At 61.2% G+C, this 14,543-nt stretch carries 13 protein-coding genes and 2 tRNA genes; 8 read left to right on the top strand and 7 right to left on the bottom strand.

Going from position 1 to position 14,543, the window contains the following annotated elements; translation table 11 throughout:
- Nucleotides 1–22: 22 nt before the first annotated feature.
- Complete coding sequence (locus AACZ65_RS04750; RefSeq protein ID WP_339668453.1) at nt 23–1,510, top strand: leucyl aminopeptidase; 1,488 nt, start codon at nt 23–25, stop codon at nt 1,508–1,510.
- A complete protein-coding gene (locus AACZ65_RS04745) occupies nt 1,510–1,968 on the top strand; it encodes a DNA polymerase III subunit chi (RefSeq protein WP_339668451.1) in 459 nt (152 codons plus the stop codon). Before AACZ65_RS04750 ends, AACZ65_RS04745 begins: the two co-directional genes overlap by 1 nt.
- A gap of 6 nt (nt 1,969–1,974) precedes the next feature.
- On the opposite strand, the gene AACZ65_RS04740 is transcribed toward AACZ65_RS04745, so the two are convergent.
- Nucleotides 1,975–2,271, bottom strand: coding sequence for a septum formation initiator family protein (locus AACZ65_RS04740; RefSeq protein WP_037269723.1), 297 nt, complete (start codon nt 2,269–2,271; stop codon nt 1,975–1,977).
- A gap of 129 nt (nt 2,272–2,400) precedes the next feature.
- Between AACZ65_RS04740 and AACZ65_RS04735 the strand changes: the two genes are divergently transcribed.
- Complete coding sequence (locus AACZ65_RS04735; protein WP_339668449.1) at nt 2,401–4,032, top strand: acyl-CoA dehydrogenase family protein; 1,632 nt, start codon at nt 2,401–2,403, stop codon at nt 4,030–4,032.
- A gap of 38 nt (nt 4,033–4,070) precedes the next feature.
- Here AACZ65_RS04735 and AACZ65_RS04730 read toward each other — a convergent pair whose 3' ends face one another.
- On the bottom strand, nt 4,071–4,787 hold the full coding sequence (locus tag AACZ65_RS04730) for a PA1136 family autoinducer-binding transcriptional regulator (protein ID WP_339668447.1): 717 nt from the start codon (nt 4,785–4,787) through the stop codon (nt 4,071–4,073).
- Nucleotides 4,784–5,650 carry a glyoxalase III HchA gene (gene hchA, locus AACZ65_RS04725; protein WP_339668446.1) on the bottom strand — a complete coding sequence of 289 codons (867 nt, stop codon included), beginning with the start codon at nt 5,648–5,650 and terminating at the stop codon, nt 4,784–4,786. Before hchA ends, AACZ65_RS04730 begins: the two co-directional genes overlap by 4 nt.
- A gap of 291 nt (nt 5,651–5,941) precedes the next feature.
- Here hchA and AACZ65_RS04720 point away from each other — a divergent pair, with 291 nt between their 5' ends.
- Nucleotides 5,942–6,376: a hypothetical protein gene (locus tag AACZ65_RS04720; protein WP_339668444.1), complete on the top strand. Its 435-nt coding sequence runs from the start codon at nt 5,942–5,944 to the stop codon at nt 6,374–6,376.
- Between the two features lie 122 nt (nt 6,377–6,498).
- Here the strand turns inward: AACZ65_RS04720 and AACZ65_RS04715 are convergent, their stop codons facing one another.
- The 3 genes from AACZ65_RS04715 to AACZ65_RS04705 form a co-directional block, all read right to left on the bottom strand.
- Nucleotides 6,499–8,295, bottom strand: coding sequence for an ABC transporter transmembrane domain-containing protein (locus AACZ65_RS04715; RefSeq protein WP_339668443.1), 1,797 nt, complete (start codon nt 8,293–8,295; stop codon nt 6,499–6,501).
- A gap of 100 nt (nt 8,296–8,395) precedes the next feature.
- A tRNA-Gly gene (locus AACZ65_RS04710) sits at nt 8,396–8,469 on the bottom strand.
- Between the two features lie 56 nt (nt 8,470–8,525).
- Nucleotides 8,526–10,085, bottom strand: coding sequence for an asparagine synthase-related protein (locus AACZ65_RS04705; protein ID WP_339668441.1), 1,560 nt, complete (start codon nt 10,083–10,085; stop codon nt 8,526–8,528).
- Between the two features lie 184 nt (nt 10,086–10,269).
- Between AACZ65_RS04705 and AACZ65_RS04700 the strand changes: the two genes are divergently transcribed.
- Nucleotides 10,270–11,163, top strand: a complete 894-nt coding sequence (locus AACZ65_RS04700) for a hypothetical protein (protein WP_339668439.1) — start codon at nt 10,270–10,272, stop codon at nt 11,161–11,163.
- On the opposite strand, the gene rlmB is transcribed toward AACZ65_RS04700, so the two are convergent.
- Entirely contained in the window at nt 11,145–11,921 is a 777-nt protein-coding gene (gene rlmB / locus AACZ65_RS04695; RefSeq protein WP_339668437.1) for a 23S rRNA (guanosine(2251)-2'-O)-methyltransferase RlmB, read from the bottom strand. The genes AACZ65_RS04700 and rlmB overlap by 19 nt on opposite strands.
- Nucleotides 11,922–12,056: 135 nt before the next feature.
- Between rlmB and AACZ65_RS04690 the strand changes: the two genes are divergently transcribed.
- The 3 genes from AACZ65_RS04690 (at nt 12,057) to AACZ65_RS04680 (ending at nt 14,493) form a co-directional block, all read left to right on the top strand.
- Nucleotides 12,057–12,140 (top strand) — tRNA-Tyr (locus AACZ65_RS04690).
- A 209-nt stretch (nt 12,141–12,349) separates the two neighbouring features.
- Nucleotides 12,350–13,765 carry an amidohydrolase family protein gene (locus AACZ65_RS04685; RefSeq protein ID WP_339668436.1) on the top strand — a complete coding sequence of 472 codons (1,416 nt, stop codon included), beginning with the start codon at nt 12,350–12,352 and terminating at the stop codon, nt 13,763–13,765.
- Complete coding sequence (locus AACZ65_RS04680; RefSeq protein WP_339668435.1) at nt 13,762–14,493, top strand: hypothetical protein; 732 nt, start codon at nt 13,762–13,764, stop codon at nt 14,491–14,493. The genes AACZ65_RS04685 and AACZ65_RS04680 overlap by 4 nt, the downstream gene beginning before the upstream one ends.
- The last annotated feature ends 50 nt before the right edge of the window (nt 14,494–14,543 follow it).

Genomic DNA, 14,543 nt, shown 5'->3' with positions numbered 1-14,543 from the left:
GCCGAACCAAGGAGAGCCCCCGATGACCCAACCCGTGCCCGTTGTCTTTGCCGAAACTGACCTGGAGGCGCTCGCCACAACGCCCGGTCGTATCGCCGTGATCATTCCCCCTGAAGGCAAGCTGGATGCAGGCGCGCGCAAGATCAACCGCATGACGCGCGGCGCCCTGGCGCGGCTGGTCGAGGCGGCGGCCCTGAACGAAAAGAAACCGGGCGACGTGATCACCATCAACTGGCCCTCGGGCATGGCGGCAGAGGCGGTCGATGTGGTCATCCTGCCGCGCAGCGCCAGCTCCGCCGAGAGCCGTCGCGCAGGCGTCAATCTTGGACGTATCAAGGGAGACAAGCCACTTTTGATCCTAGGGTCGGCGCTTCGTCGCCCGGTCGAGGTCCTGTTAGGTGTGCTCTTGCGTGCCTATGAATTCACCCCGCACAAGTCGCAGCCCAAGGCCGACACCACCCCCAAAGAGCCCGGTGCCGTCACGCTGATGACCGGCAGACCGGATGAAATCAAAGCCGAGGCTGCGCCCACTTTGGCCCTCGCCGAGGGCGTGTTCTTCACCCGCGATCTCGTCAATGAGCCTGCCAATCACTTGACCACCACCGAATTCGCCAATCGCATCTCCGCGATGAAGGATCTGGGTCTCAAGATCACCATTCTTGAAGAAAAGGACATGGAGAAGCTGGGGATGGGTGCGCTCTTGTCCGTCGGCCACGGCAGCGTCAGCCCGTCAAAACTGGCGATCATGGAATGGCTGGGCGGGCCAAAAGGCGAGGCTCCTCTGGCCCTGATCGGCAAGGGCGTGGTGTTCGACACCGGCGGTATCAGCCTGAAACCGGCAGCGGGCATGGAAGAGATGACGATGGACATGGGCGGCGCCGGCGTGGTCGCTGGTGTCATGCGTACGCTGGCTCTGCGCAAGGCCAAGGCAAACGTCGTGGGCCTTGTAGGCATCGTGGAAAACATGCCGTCGGATCGTGCGACCCGTCCAGGCGATGTTGTGACCTCAATGAAGGGTGACACCATCGAGGTAATCAACACCGACGCCGAGGGACGGCTCGTGCTGGCAGATGTGCTCTGGTATGCGCAGGAAACCTACAAGCCGCGCGGCATGGTTGATCTGGCAACCCTCACCGGAGCCTGCATCGTGGCCTTGGGCCATGAGAACGCCGCCGTTCTGAGCAACGATGAAGGGCTCTGCAACGCCTTCCTGCGTGCGGCCAAGACCGAGGGCGAAGGTGCGTGGCGCTTGCCACTTGGGCAGGGCTATGCTGATATGATCAAAGGCCAGATCGCCGATATAAAGAATTCCGCCGGACGCCCCGCAGGCACGATCACGGCAGCCGAGTTTCTTCACCGTTTCGTACAAGAGGGAATGCCATGGGTGCATCTCGACATTGCGGGCGTGGCCAGTGTCAAGGCTGACACGACCTATGCACCCAAAGGCGCGACCGGCTGGGGCGTTCTGGCGCTCAACCGTCTGGTGGCGGACATGCTCGAGGAGAGTTGATGGGGGCCGCCTATTTCTATCATCTGACGCGCCAACCGCTTGAGGCAACGCTGCCCATGCTCTTGGAGAAATCCTTGGGCGCGGGCTGGCGGGTGGCGGTGCGGGGACGGGATGCAGCGCGGCTTGCCTGGCTGGATGAGCGGCTCTGGCTGGGGCCAGAGGATGGGTTTCTGCCGCATGGCATTGCTGGCGGGCTGCAAGATGCCGATCAGCCAGTTTTGCTGACAACTGAAAGCGCTTGTCCGAACGGGGCGGCCTGCCTCATGGCAATCGACGGGGCAGAGGTGCGGGCCGAAGAGGTACAGGCGATGGAAAGGGTCTGCATCCTCTTTGACGGCAATGACGATGCAGCGGTTCAGGTGGCGCGCGGTCAGTGGAAAGCGCTGACCGGCGCAGGCTGCGCCGCGCAATACTGGTCCGAAGCGGGCGGTCGTTGGGAGAAAAAGGCCGAGGCGTGACGCAGATCAGCGGATCACGATCTCGTCGCTGCGCAGCAACCCAAGCACGTCGCGCGCCTGCTGATCCAATAGATCAAGGTCAAGATAGCCATCCGACAACCGCCGGGTCAGGTTCTCCATCCGCGCCACACGAGCGTTGAGTGCCTCAAGCTGGGCCTGCAACTCTACACTTTGCGCGTCGATTTCCGCGCGGCGGAACAGCCCGTAGTCCCCTTGCACAGCCGCAAATGTAAAGTACGCCCCCAGAAAGAAAGCAATTAGGAAAAAGATCAAAAGGCCCCAAGGGCGGCTGCGGGGTGTCATGCTCTGGTCTGCCTCTTCATACCGCCTCGTATCGGGCGTTTCCGGCACCATGCCACAGGCGGGACGCTTTGTGAATCCCCTTTCACCAGACAACTCTACGCTCTAGCATACCCGCCAAAGGAGAGCCCGATGCACGGCAGCCCGCCAAAGGACATGCCCGGCACCCATGAGGTGACCAACCAGCCCGCGCCACGGGGCGATCTCGATCTCTGGGCGAATGATCCGGGCTTGCAGAGCCATGCAACGGCAGCAGGGGCAGATCCCGAAGTGCTTGCGGCCTATGGCACACGGATTGGCACCGAAACCCTTCGCGCGGCGGGGCGCGCGGCCAATCGACACCCGCCGGAACTCGTGCTTTTTGATACAGGCGGGCGCAGATTGGACGAGGTGCTCTTTCACCCCGCTTATCACGACCTCATGCGCGTTGGTATCAGCGCAGGCTACGCGGCTCTTCCGTGGGAGGGGGCAAAGGGCGGTCATGCCAGCCATGCCGCTTTGGTCTATCTCACCTCTCAGGTGGAGCCGGGTGTGTGCTGTCCAATGACCATGACCTATGCCGCTGTGCCCGCACTCCGGGCGGACAAGGCGCTCTTTGCCGACTGGGTGCCCAAGCTCACGGCCCGTGCCTATGACCCGGCTCCCAAGCCACTCGTGCGCAAGCCAGGTGCCACACTCGGCATGGCAATGACCGAAAAGCAGGGGGGATCGGACATTCGCGCCAATACCACCACCGCCACGCCCGAGGGTGATACCTATCGCCTCATCGGGCATAAATGGTTCTGTTCCGCACCGATGTCGGATGGGTTTCTGACTCTGGCGCAAGCGCCTGAAGGGTTGACCTGTTTTCTTGTGCCCCGTTGTTTAGACGACGCGCGCAATGGTATTCAGATTCAGCGCCTTAAGGATAAACTTGGAAACCGCGCCAATGCGTCCGCGGAGATCGAGTATAACGGGGCAATTGCCTATCGTTTGGGCGACGAGGGCGCAGGGCTGCGCACCATTCTCGAAATGGTGCATCACACGCGACTGGATACGGCCATGGCCCCGGCAGGGTTGATGCGCGCGGCACTGGATCACGCACACTATTGGACGCGCAATCGGTCCGTCTTTCAAAAGCAACTGATTGACCAGCCCTTGATGCGCGCCGTTCTGGCAGATCTCATACTCGATTGGGAGGGCACACTAGCGCTTGGGCTACATGTGGCGCGAGCATTTGACGGGCGCAGCGCCGCTGAGCGCGCGTTTGCCCGGCTTGGCGTAGCGCTTGCGAAATTCCTCGGCAACAAGCTTTGTCCCGGCGTGGTTTATGAGGCGATGGAGATCATGGGCGGCATGGGCTATGTCGAAGACACCCCCCTGCCCCTCTTGTATCGCGAAGCCCCGCTCAATTCGATCTGGGAAGGATCGGGCAATGTCATCTGCCTCGACATCCTGCGGACTCTGCGCAAAGAGCCCTTGGCCGGCGAGGCGTTGAGCACGGAACTGGCCAGCGTCGCGGGGCAGGACCGGCGCTTTGACGCTGCCCTCAAGGCGCATATGCAGAGCTTTCCCAAATTGCCCGAAGAGGCGCAGGCGCGGTGGTATGCCGAAAGCCTCGCCACGCTTCTGACAGCCTCGGTGCTGATGCGGCAGGCACCCGGTGTTGTCGCCGAGGCTTATATCGCCACGCGGCTCAGCGAGCCACGCGGACGGGTGGCCGGGGCAATCGGCACGCTCGACACTACAGCGATTCTGGCACGGTTGGGCGATGGGGACACCTGATCAAAGCACGCCAAGCTTGGGAACAGGTGAACTGTCGCTCAGTCTGGTAACCCATCCAATTGACCAAGCCGAATGGCCGCCTGCACCGCCTGTGCCGTGGTCTTAACAGCCAAACGATTGCGCGCGTTACGCAGGTGATTTTCAACCGTCCTCTGAGAAATTCCCAGAGTGCCGGCAATCTCGGCCCCTCGGCGCCCGGCCGCAACCCAAGCCAGAACCTCGCGTTCGCGCGTCGACAGAGGGCCCGTTTCGGGGCTCTCACCTTCGATCAAGGCGCGGCTGACCCGAAAGGCCTGCTCCGCCAACAAGGTCAACAAAAGTTGCACCCGCCGAGAGGCGTCGATGCGGCTGCCTCCAAAGCTCACCGCACCCTCCAAGCCAATCGGCCCGTAAATCGGCACCTGAAACCCATTGGTGCCCGACAGGCTCGGGGTGCGCACAACCCGATATTCGGCATTCGGCGTCTTGGTCCAGAAAAACGGCACGCTGAACTTAAGTACATTGAGGGTGATGGGGCATCTCTGGAGATAGGTTTCGGCATCAACTGTGCTGCCATCACCGAACCAATCACCTTTGACCCAATACACTCTGCTCACGATCTGCTCCCGCTGCGCAGCTGCCGAAAACAGCAGCACCCGGTCATACCCAAGCGGTTCGCAGGTCTCGCAGATAACCTGCGAGACCCCTTCAAGCGTTGTGGCCTCCTCCAGCCGCAAAAGAACTGAAAGAACCGAATCCGCGGGCTCATGGCTCACTTGTTGTGCACCTCAGCCAACAGTTCCGTCGCCGCCAGTTTGCCCAAGCCATTACCAGCCAAAGGGCTGTCACCGGTCAGGATTTTACCATCCTTGTGGACCTGACCGGAAATACCCTCGTTGAGAATCTCAAAGCCGATGGCCTGCAATTCCTCTCCGAATTTCCACGTCAGATGCCCGGGCATATAGCCAATCTTGGGGGTTTGCGCGTCCATTGCATCCGGAAAGGCCACGATCTTGCGGCCTTTGTAGATCGTGCTGTCCTTGCCCACGGCCAAAAAGGCAGCAGGGCCGTGACACAGCGAGATCAGAAACTTGTCCTCGGCTGCAACCCATTCAAGCAAGGTCTTGACCTCGGCACTCTCGGGCAGACCAATCAATGCACCATGCCCACCTGGGATAAACACCCCGATGTAGTCTGACCCTCCCTCAAGCACCTTTGCGACGACATCTCGCAATTTCATAGGTGCTTTCAAGGCTTCGGCATATTTTGCGAACAGGCCCATTACCTCAGGGTCCTGCCTCGGCATGGCCCAGAGTTCAAACTTGGCTGGATAACCAGAAATCGTCGCGAAATCGAAGCCAAACCCGGCCTTATCAAGATGATAGAGCGGAAGGAGGGTCTCGACTGGATGATTTCCGGTCGAAAACATCGTGCCATTCTCCATCCGCAAATAGCGTTCATCTGCACAGATCACCAAAATCTTCCAGCGCCCCCCGGAATAGGGACGAGGATAGTCCGCCCCCGACAGATCGGAAACCGGCGCGGTAAACTGGCTCAGGGAATAGGGCGAGGGGAAAAAGGCATTATCTTCGGCGGGATCGGGCGTGGGGCGCATGTCCGAGGACTGTGGTGTCGACATCTAGTACTCTCCGTTTCAGGCATGAGGTTACACAATTATGCCGCCAGTCGCGCTGACAAAATGGGGGAAATCCCTCAGTTTTGGTATCTCGACACGAAAGCGAGCCCAGTGAAGACGCAGAATTTGGCGCAATTTCGAACCCAGAGGGTCTGTCAGCTTTCTCTGAAGCTGCCTCAAATTCTTCTTTCCGAATGTGATTGATCCAGATCAAGGTCGATAGGCCTGCACACAGCCTAGGGTGACCCTGAAAACACGGATTCAGAATTCATCTTTGCTAGAAAAGAGGACATCATGCGCGAAGTCATCACCGCAGCGGCGCTCGGTCTGGCCACCCTCACAAACCCCGCCACCGCCGAAGACTCCAAAAAGATGGTTACGATCCTGACCAGTGCAGAGCCGCAAACCCAACTGATGGGCATGGTCCTAACCATGCAGACGATACAGGCCGGGGCGAGTTCTTATGTGTTGCTCTGCGGACCCGCTGGAGACTTGGCTCTCAAAGAGGCACCGGCCAGTGCCACCGCGCCACAGGCCCCCATGGGCATGAGCCCGCAAGGCCTGATGCAGAAGATCATCGAGGCTGGGGCCACAGTTGAGGTCTGCGCCATCTACCTGCCCAACAAGGGCGTAGATACGACAGCTTTGGTCGAGGGGATCAGCGCCGCAAAACCGCCTGCCGTGGCCGCGCGCCTTCTGGCGGATGAGACGCGGATCATGTCCTTCTGAGGGCTGATCTGCGGGGCCGCCTCACATTCCCGCCCGGTGTAATCGGTGAATTGGTCCTGAACGGGACGCGTTTGCGAGGCGGTCCACCACAACTTACGAATTACGAAGGCGCTTCGCGCCGCTCAGGCCGCCTCTCCATCGGTGAATTGCAAACGCGCAAGCCGCGCATAGAGGCCATTCTCGGCCACAAGGCTGTCATGCGTGCCCTGCGCCACGATCCGGCCCTGATCCATCACCACGATACGATCCGCCTTTTTAACTGTCGCGAGGCGGTGCGCTACGATGATCGTGGTGCGGGTCCGTGCCATGGCATCGACCGCCGATTGCACCGCGCGCTCGCTTTCGGCATCCAGTGCCGAGGTGGCCTCGTCCAACAACAAAACCGCCGCATCGCGCAGGATGGCGCGGGCGATGGCAATGCGTTGCTTCTGCCCGCCCGAGAGCATCACGCCACGCTCGCCCACATAGGTGTCATACCCATCTGGCAAGCGCAGGATGAATTCATGCGCATTGGCCGCCCTCGCCGCCGCCTCGATCTCGGCCTCGGTCGCGTCGAGACGTCCAAACCGGATGTTGTCGCGCGCCGAAGCGGCAAAGATCACCGGGTCCTGCGGCACAAGCGCCAGATCGCGGCGGAAATCGTGCCGCGCCATATCCGAGAGTGCCACCCCATCCAGAGTGATGCGCCCCGCATCCGGATCATAGAACCGCTGGATCAGTTGAATGACGCTGGTCTTGCCCGCGCCCGAGGGGCCGACAAGCGCCACGGTTTCGCCGGGGCGGATGGTCAGGGTCACGTGATCCAGCGCCGGGATACCCGGACGCGACGGATAGGCAAAGTGCACGTCCTCAAAGGCGATTTCGCCTCGCACCGGGCGCGGCACGGCCAGAGGGCCCGCAGGATCGCGCACCGGGTCTTCGGCCTGCAAGAGTTCGACCAGACGCTCGGTGGCACCTGCCGCGCGCTGCAACTCGCCCCAGATTTCCGACAGCGCCGCAACCGCCCCCGCAACCATCACCGCGTAGATGACGAATTGCACAAGGCTGCCGGCCGTCATGCCACCCGCGCGCACATCGCGCGCGCCGATCCAGAGCACACCGACAATGCCGGTGAAAACGAGGAAAATCACGATCACAGTCATCAGCGCGCGGGTATTCACCCGGCGGCGCGCGGCATCATGGCTGCGCTCCGTCACATCGGCAAAGCGTGCCCGGCTCTCGCTCTCATGCGTAAAGGCCTGCACGGTCTGCACCGACAAGAGCGCCTCGGAGGCATTGCCGGAACTCTGCGCGATCCAGTCCTGATTTTCGCGACTCAGCACGCGCATCCGCCGCCCTAGGGTGAGAATGGGCACGATAACCAGCGGCACGATCAAAAGAACCAGCCCCGTCAGCTTGGCCGAGGTCAGCATCATCAATCCCATGCCACCAATCAGGATCAACAAATTACGTAGAGCAATCGAGACTGATGACCCGATAACCGAGAGAATGAGGGTGGTATCCGTGGTGATCCGGCTGAGCACCTCGCCGGTCATCAGCCGCTCGAAGAAGGCCGGGCTCATGCCGATCACGCGGTCGAACACGGCCTTGCGGATATCGGCGACCACGCGTTCGCCCAACCGGGTCACAAGCAGATACCGCATCCCGGTGCCGACCGCCAAAAGCGCCGCAATCAGCACCGCCGCGGCGAAATACTGATCGAGGATGGCCCCATTCTCGGCACTGAAATTGTCCACCACGCGGCGCACCGCGAGCGGAAGCATCAAGGCCACACTGGCGGTGATAACCAACGCCAGAATCGCCGCCGTCAGCAGTTTGCGGTAGGGACGCAGGAATGGCCAAAGTTCAGCCAACGCGCCCACATGTTTCGATTTCTCGCGATCCAGCAGATCAGCCCCGTTTTCGGCCCTGCGCACCATAGACTTCTATTCCTCATCCTTTGCCCAAGGTTCTTGGCGGGCGATCACGCCGGGGTCAAGTGGACAGATCAGCCGCAGGTCTTATTCGCATGGGAGAGAATGGAGCGGGCGGCGGGAATCGAACCCGCGTCTCTTGCTTGGAAGGCAAGGGTCTTACCATTACACAACGCCCGCGCTCTAGGGCTAGTTAGTAGAGGCGCGCCCAAGGGTCAAGCCCGGCCGAGCCAACATCACGCGCGGCGTTTTCTCGCAGATTTGGCGCTGACCTGCTCTGGTGCACGCGCCACGGCGGTGGCGACACGCAAATCCCGTGCAGGTGAAGGGCCGTCGATAATGGACAGGTCGGCCGAAATCTCGTTGTCGAAGGGCACTGACAAGAGATCCGGGTTCATGCGATAGAGAAGATCATCCACCGGCTTTGCGCCGATGCGATAGGTCACGTCGATACTGAGGCTCAGTTCGATCATTCGACGGCTGTTGAACGGCGACATATAAAAATGACGGTGCAGGCCCGGAAAGGTCATGCCTAGGGAAGACGCGTAATAGACTTCAAGGAACATCATATCCACCGCGCGCGACCGCGCCACAGGCGACAGGGTGCGATGCCAGGCCATGAATTCCGGCATGAACCGCGTATAGACCTCGTCATTGAAATGGTTGCGCGGCACGATCAGCAGTTTCTCGATCTGCCACCGGAAATCCTTCCAATGGGACATCTCGGCCTTGCGCACAAAGACCGCGCGTAGAAGGTCGGTCTGATGCCCACGCAGCACGACCGAACCCGGTGTGAGACAATGATTGACGTCGCGCGCCAGTTCACTGGGCAACGGCAAAACCGCCCCTGCCGCCAGATGGAAACATCGCTCGCTCCGCCGAACCCGGCGTGGCACGGGACGTAGCGCGCGGCGATCATGGACCTCGTGCTCGACCTCCATCACAGCTGCAAGGCGCTTGGCGATTTCAGCATCAATCCGCGTAGCGTAATTCGTCACATGGGTAAAAACCTGGCGGATATTCTGCATATGCGGCCCGGCAAACGCCGCGAGCAGCCGGCTGTCGCGCCCTCCTGACAGGGGCATGGCGCAGTCATAGCGCGCAGCGATCGCCCCTATGCTGTGCCGGGCGGTGTTGATCAGCTCGTCATAGACCGCTTCGAGCCCGCCCTCGGGCATGTCGAAACTGTCTTCGCGCGGCCAGTAACGATTCTCGTGGAAATTCGCGAGATCGAGATAGAAGGACGGATTCATGCGCCGAACCCGCGCATCGCGCGTATGAAACAGGGAATACTTGCTGCCATAGGCCTCGTTGATGCTGTGGTCATAAAGCGGGTGATCCTGCACCGCATCCTCGATACACAGCTTCAGGCTAGAGCCGACACGGCGCGTCTGAGGGTTGTAGACAACGCCAAGCATCCCGACCGGATCGCAATAGATGCGCTCGTCTCCGCCCGAGGTCACGATGATCGTGAAGCGTCCTGCGAAGGCGTTGAGATGCCGTTCAAAATCGCTGAAAAACTCTGGCACACCGGCAGAGAGATCGCCAAAGCTGTACTCTCCCTCGATTACCCCGTCCGGTCCCGTGGCGATCCCGAGCAGCAACCCGATGAAAATCCCATCCCGATCATGCAGTCGCGCGACCGGCAGGGCACGCCCCGTCAGAACCCGCCAACCACGACAGGCAGAGACCTTCATCCCCTGAGGATCAATCCCCCGCCGACTAATCACGTATTGATATTGGAACACCTCTTCGAACGAAAGTCCGAGTTCGGCGCTTTCCTGCCTTGCCAACATGGTTTTACTGCTCAATTGTTTATTTTTTTTGAACAGTAGCCTGATTTGCGAGAATCTGTAAACGATTTTAAGGCTTTCAGGGCCAGACAGAGGGCCAAAATGCTTGGCTGGCCCCCTAAAGCGTTTCGGCTTCTGGCAGCTTTACGTTAGGCTGCTCTTGTCTGTCTGAATCAGGATATGCCCGATGGCCGATGATCTCCCCTCCCGACCGGACCTGCGCGACCTGCCCTTTGACATCGACCTGCGCCGCCTCAATCTGGGGGTGGGATATGTGGCGCTTGGTCTGCCGGTGTCGCTCGGGCTGGTGTCGATCCTGACCAACACCTGTTTCAACGCCTCAATCAGCCACTATTACTTCAGCCGGATCGGGGGCGATATTCTTGTGGGTGCCCTCAGCTTCATCGGGCTGTTGCTGATGTTCTTTTACAGCTTTCGTGCGCCGGGCCGCGAAGGGTGCCTTGGCTGGCACTGGTATGACGTCGCCCTTCTGAAACTCGCTGGGGTGGCGGCCGTCATCGTCGCCTTTGTGCCCACCACCGGTTCGGGCTGCGCCTACACCGGCCAAGTGGCGCGCGTATTTTTGACCGGCACACGCGGATCAGAGGAGTTTCACCCGCCCGGCGGCACGGTCGAGGGGACGATCAGCTATGATTTCTGGGCCAGTTTTGCCCAAATCGGACCAGATGTACCCACTGCCCTGCAAATGATGCATTTCGGCGCTGCGGGGGTGATGTTTCTGGTGCTGGGCTATTTCTCGACCTATGTTTTCACCCGCGAGAATACCACCGCGGCGCGCCTCGCGGGCAACCGCAAGGACCGGCGCAATCTGTGGTATCGCATACTTGGGCGGATCACCTTTGCGGTGGTGGGCGTGCTGGCGATCAAGGCAACACTACTGGAGGTACTCCTGCCGCTTGCGCTTGCGCAGAGCATCGAAGCCTTCTGGGACAGCCTGCGCCTGACGTTCCTGTTCGAATCCCTCGGCCTCTGCGCCTTTGGCCTCAGTTGGATGATCAAGGGGCGTTTCATCGCGGCCTTTGAGGATGCCGCATCCCGCCCTCAACCCCGCGCGGCGTAGAGGGCCACCGCGGCCGCGTTCGACACGTTGAGTGAGCCGAAGTCGCTGGCATATTCAATCCGAACCAGCGCATCGCAGACCTCGCGGGTGCGCTCGCGCAGGCCCGGCCCCTCGGCCCCGAGCACAAGCGCCACAGGCCGGTCACGCTTGCCCTCCATCGCGGTCTCGATGCTCATCTCCGCCTCACCTGCCAGCCCCAGCACCAGATACCCCATTGCCTGCAACTCGATGATCGCATCGGCCAAATTGCGCACGCGCAGATATGGCTGCCGTTCCAGCGCACCACTGGCAGTTTTGGCGAGAGCCCCGGTCTCAGGCGCGGCGTGGTGACGGGGGGCGATGACCGCCCGCGCACCGAACACTTCCGCAGAGCGCAGGATTGCGCCCACGTTATGTGGGTCCGTGACCCTGTCCAAGAGCACCACACGGGGGGCGGTGCGCCCATCTCCGAGACAAACCTCAGCCATTGGACCCCAGTCCAGCGGTTTGACCTCAAGCGCGGCCCCTTGATGCACCGAACCGGGATCAAGCGGCGCGTTGAACTTGCGCGGGTCTACCTCTTCGGGCGTGATTCCGCTGGCTGCAATCGCAGCTTCCAGCTTGTCGGCGGCGTTTTTGGTCACGATCAGGCGCAGCTTTTCGCGGTCCGGGTTTTCCAACGCATCGCGCACGGCGTGCAAGCCAAACAGCCATACGGTCTCAGAGGCTGCGGCCCGCTTGGCCTGTTCCTTGTCGATCACCCAACGGGGTTTTTTCATGGCTATTAGGCCCCTCTTTTCCGGCCCGCGACAATGCGACGGGCGGCTACCGCTTGCAAGCGATTTTCCGGTTGACGCAGCATCCGGCCACTAGTAATCAGCCCCCCACGTCCGGCACGCAAGTGCTGGGAAAGTGGGCGACAGGCCGCAAGGTGTGGCAGGGGACTGTAACTCCCTCGCGGAGACGCACGCCTGGTTCGATTCCAGGGTCGCCCACCACTTTCCCCTCTTTTTTCAAGGGCTTTTTGCCCATAAGAAAGTTTTTCCACCGCGCGCTTGGCGTGCGCCTTCGTTGACGCAGCCTCTCTTGTCGCTACCTTATGGAAAATGATGGTGCGTTCCGTGCCTTCTGCCCTCAAAGACATAGAAGAGAAGCAAGACGAATGTGTCAGATTTGCAGGTCCGCGCACCAAATCCCGCATACTTACTTGGATTGCTGTCTCTGCGGCGCGCCGACAACGCAGGCGGCCTTTGCTCGGATCGAGGCGGACCTCAACCGTCGTGCGATGTTGGGCGGAGCAGCGGCTGTTGTCGGTCTTTATGCAGGGTTTGGGCTGGCGTCAAAACCGGCACGTGCCCAGACCCCCGGTCGTCCCCTGCTCCTGACCAATCTGCGCTATTTCAACGGCCATGACCTTGCCCTGATACACGGGCGCGATATCCTGATCGAGGGCGGGCGCATCATCGGCCTACCCCCTGCGGGACAAGGACCGGCCGAAGCCGAGCGCATCGACTGCGGCGGGCGCGCGGTCATTCCTGGTCTGATCGACGCGCATTGGCACAGCACGCTTGTCGCCGTGACACAGATTCAGGCGATGAGCGCCGACATCGGTTTTGTGCATCTTATGGCAGGTCGCGAGGCCGGGGCCACGCTCTTGCGCGGGTTCACAACCGTGCGCGACACTGGCGGCCCGGCTTTTGGCCTCAAGCTCGCCATTGATCGCGGCGCTCTGCCCGGCCCGCGCATTCTTGCGTCGGGCGCGATGATTTCGCAAACCTCAGGGCATGGCGATTTTCGCATGACTTCAGAACTTCCACGCGCCGATGGCGATTTGAGCTATAGTGAAAGGGTGGGCGTGGTGGCCATCGCAGACGGGCGCGCCGAGGTTTTGCGCCGCACCCGCGAGCAGTTGATGAAGGGCGCCAGCCAGATCAAGATCATGGCCGGGGGCGGTGTCACCTCGCTCTATGATCCGCTCGAGAGCCTGCAATATACCGAAGACGAGATGCGCGCCGCCGTCGAGGCGGCAACGGATTGGGGCACCTATGTCTGTGCCCATGTCTATACACCCAAGGGCATCCAACGGGCACTCCGCGCAGGAGTGAAATCCATCGAACACGGGCAATTGGCGGATCTGGCAACCGTGCGGATGATGCGCGAAGCAGGCGCTTGGTGGTCGATCCAGCCCTTTCTTGCAGACGAGGACTCTAACCCCAGCAGCGACCCACGCCAGAATGCCAAGCGGCAGGAAGTGTCCGCAGGCACCGTTCAAGCTTTTGACATGGGCCGCACCGAGGGGGTCAGCATGGCCTTTGGCACCGACATCCTGATGAACCCCGCAGGGGCCCAAAGCCAAGGGCGGCAACTGACCAAACTCACCCGCTTCATGCCCCCGCTCGAGGCGCTGCGCATGGCGACGGGGGCGGCGGGCGACTTGCTGGCCATGTCAGGGGAGCGTATGGGCTATGAGGGACGCTTGGGCGTGATTGCCAAAGGGGCAATGGCCGATCTTTTGGTGGTCGAGGGTGATCCCGAGGCAGGGCTAGACTGGCTGGACCGGCCCGAGCAGAGCCTTGCCATGATCCTCAAGGGCGGGACGATCATGAAGGACATGCTGGGATGAAAAACGCGCTGCTGGCCTTCTGCACGATCCTCAGCCTCGCTGCCCCCGCACGTGCACAGGACTGGAGCGCGCAGATCACGCCCTATGCTTGGGGGGCGGGGATCGGTGGCACGATCACGCCGCGCGCGGGCGGCCCGTCGCTGCGCTTCGACAAGGGGCTTGCAGAGGTTCTCGAAGACCTAGACACGGCGTTTTTCCTTACGGGCTATGCGCGCTATCATCGTTTTGTGGTGATGGGAGACCTGTCGCAATCGGCCAGCTCACGGCGCGGCGTGGTGCCATTGCCCGCCCCCGGCCTGCCTGCGCGGGGCCGCATCGAGCAATCCTCGCTGACGCTGACCGCAGGCTACCGGGCGTTGACAACACCCGATGCGACGGTGGATGTCATGGCAGGTCTGCGCCATTGGCGGGTCGAGGGGCGGGCGACAACGCCAGTGCCTGGCCTTGCTGGCGGGATCGACGTGAGTTTCACCGATCCGATCCTTGCCGCGCGCACCAATATCCGCCTTTCGGACCGATGGTCCTTTATAGGCTATGCCGATGTCGGCGGCTTTGGCGGAGGCTCAGACATGACATCGCAACTTGTCGGCACGCTCAACTGGCAGGCCAATGACCGGCTTTGGCTCTCGGCGGGCTACCGGCATCTGTATGTGGATTACAGCAAGAATGGGCGCAAATTCGACGCGACATTCTCGGGACCACTTGCCGGTTTGACCCTGCGCTTTTGATCCGCGCGCGGTACCCGCCTGCGATAACTGCTTTATCTGCGCCGTGGAAA

The organism is uncultured Roseovarius sp. (genome assembly GCF_963972555.1).
GTDB classification, from domain to species: Bacteria; Pseudomonadota; Alphaproteobacteria; order Rhodobacterales; family Rhodobacteraceae; genus Roseovarius; species Roseovarius mucosus.
This window is presented reverse-complemented; position numbering and strand designations above follow the sequence as displayed.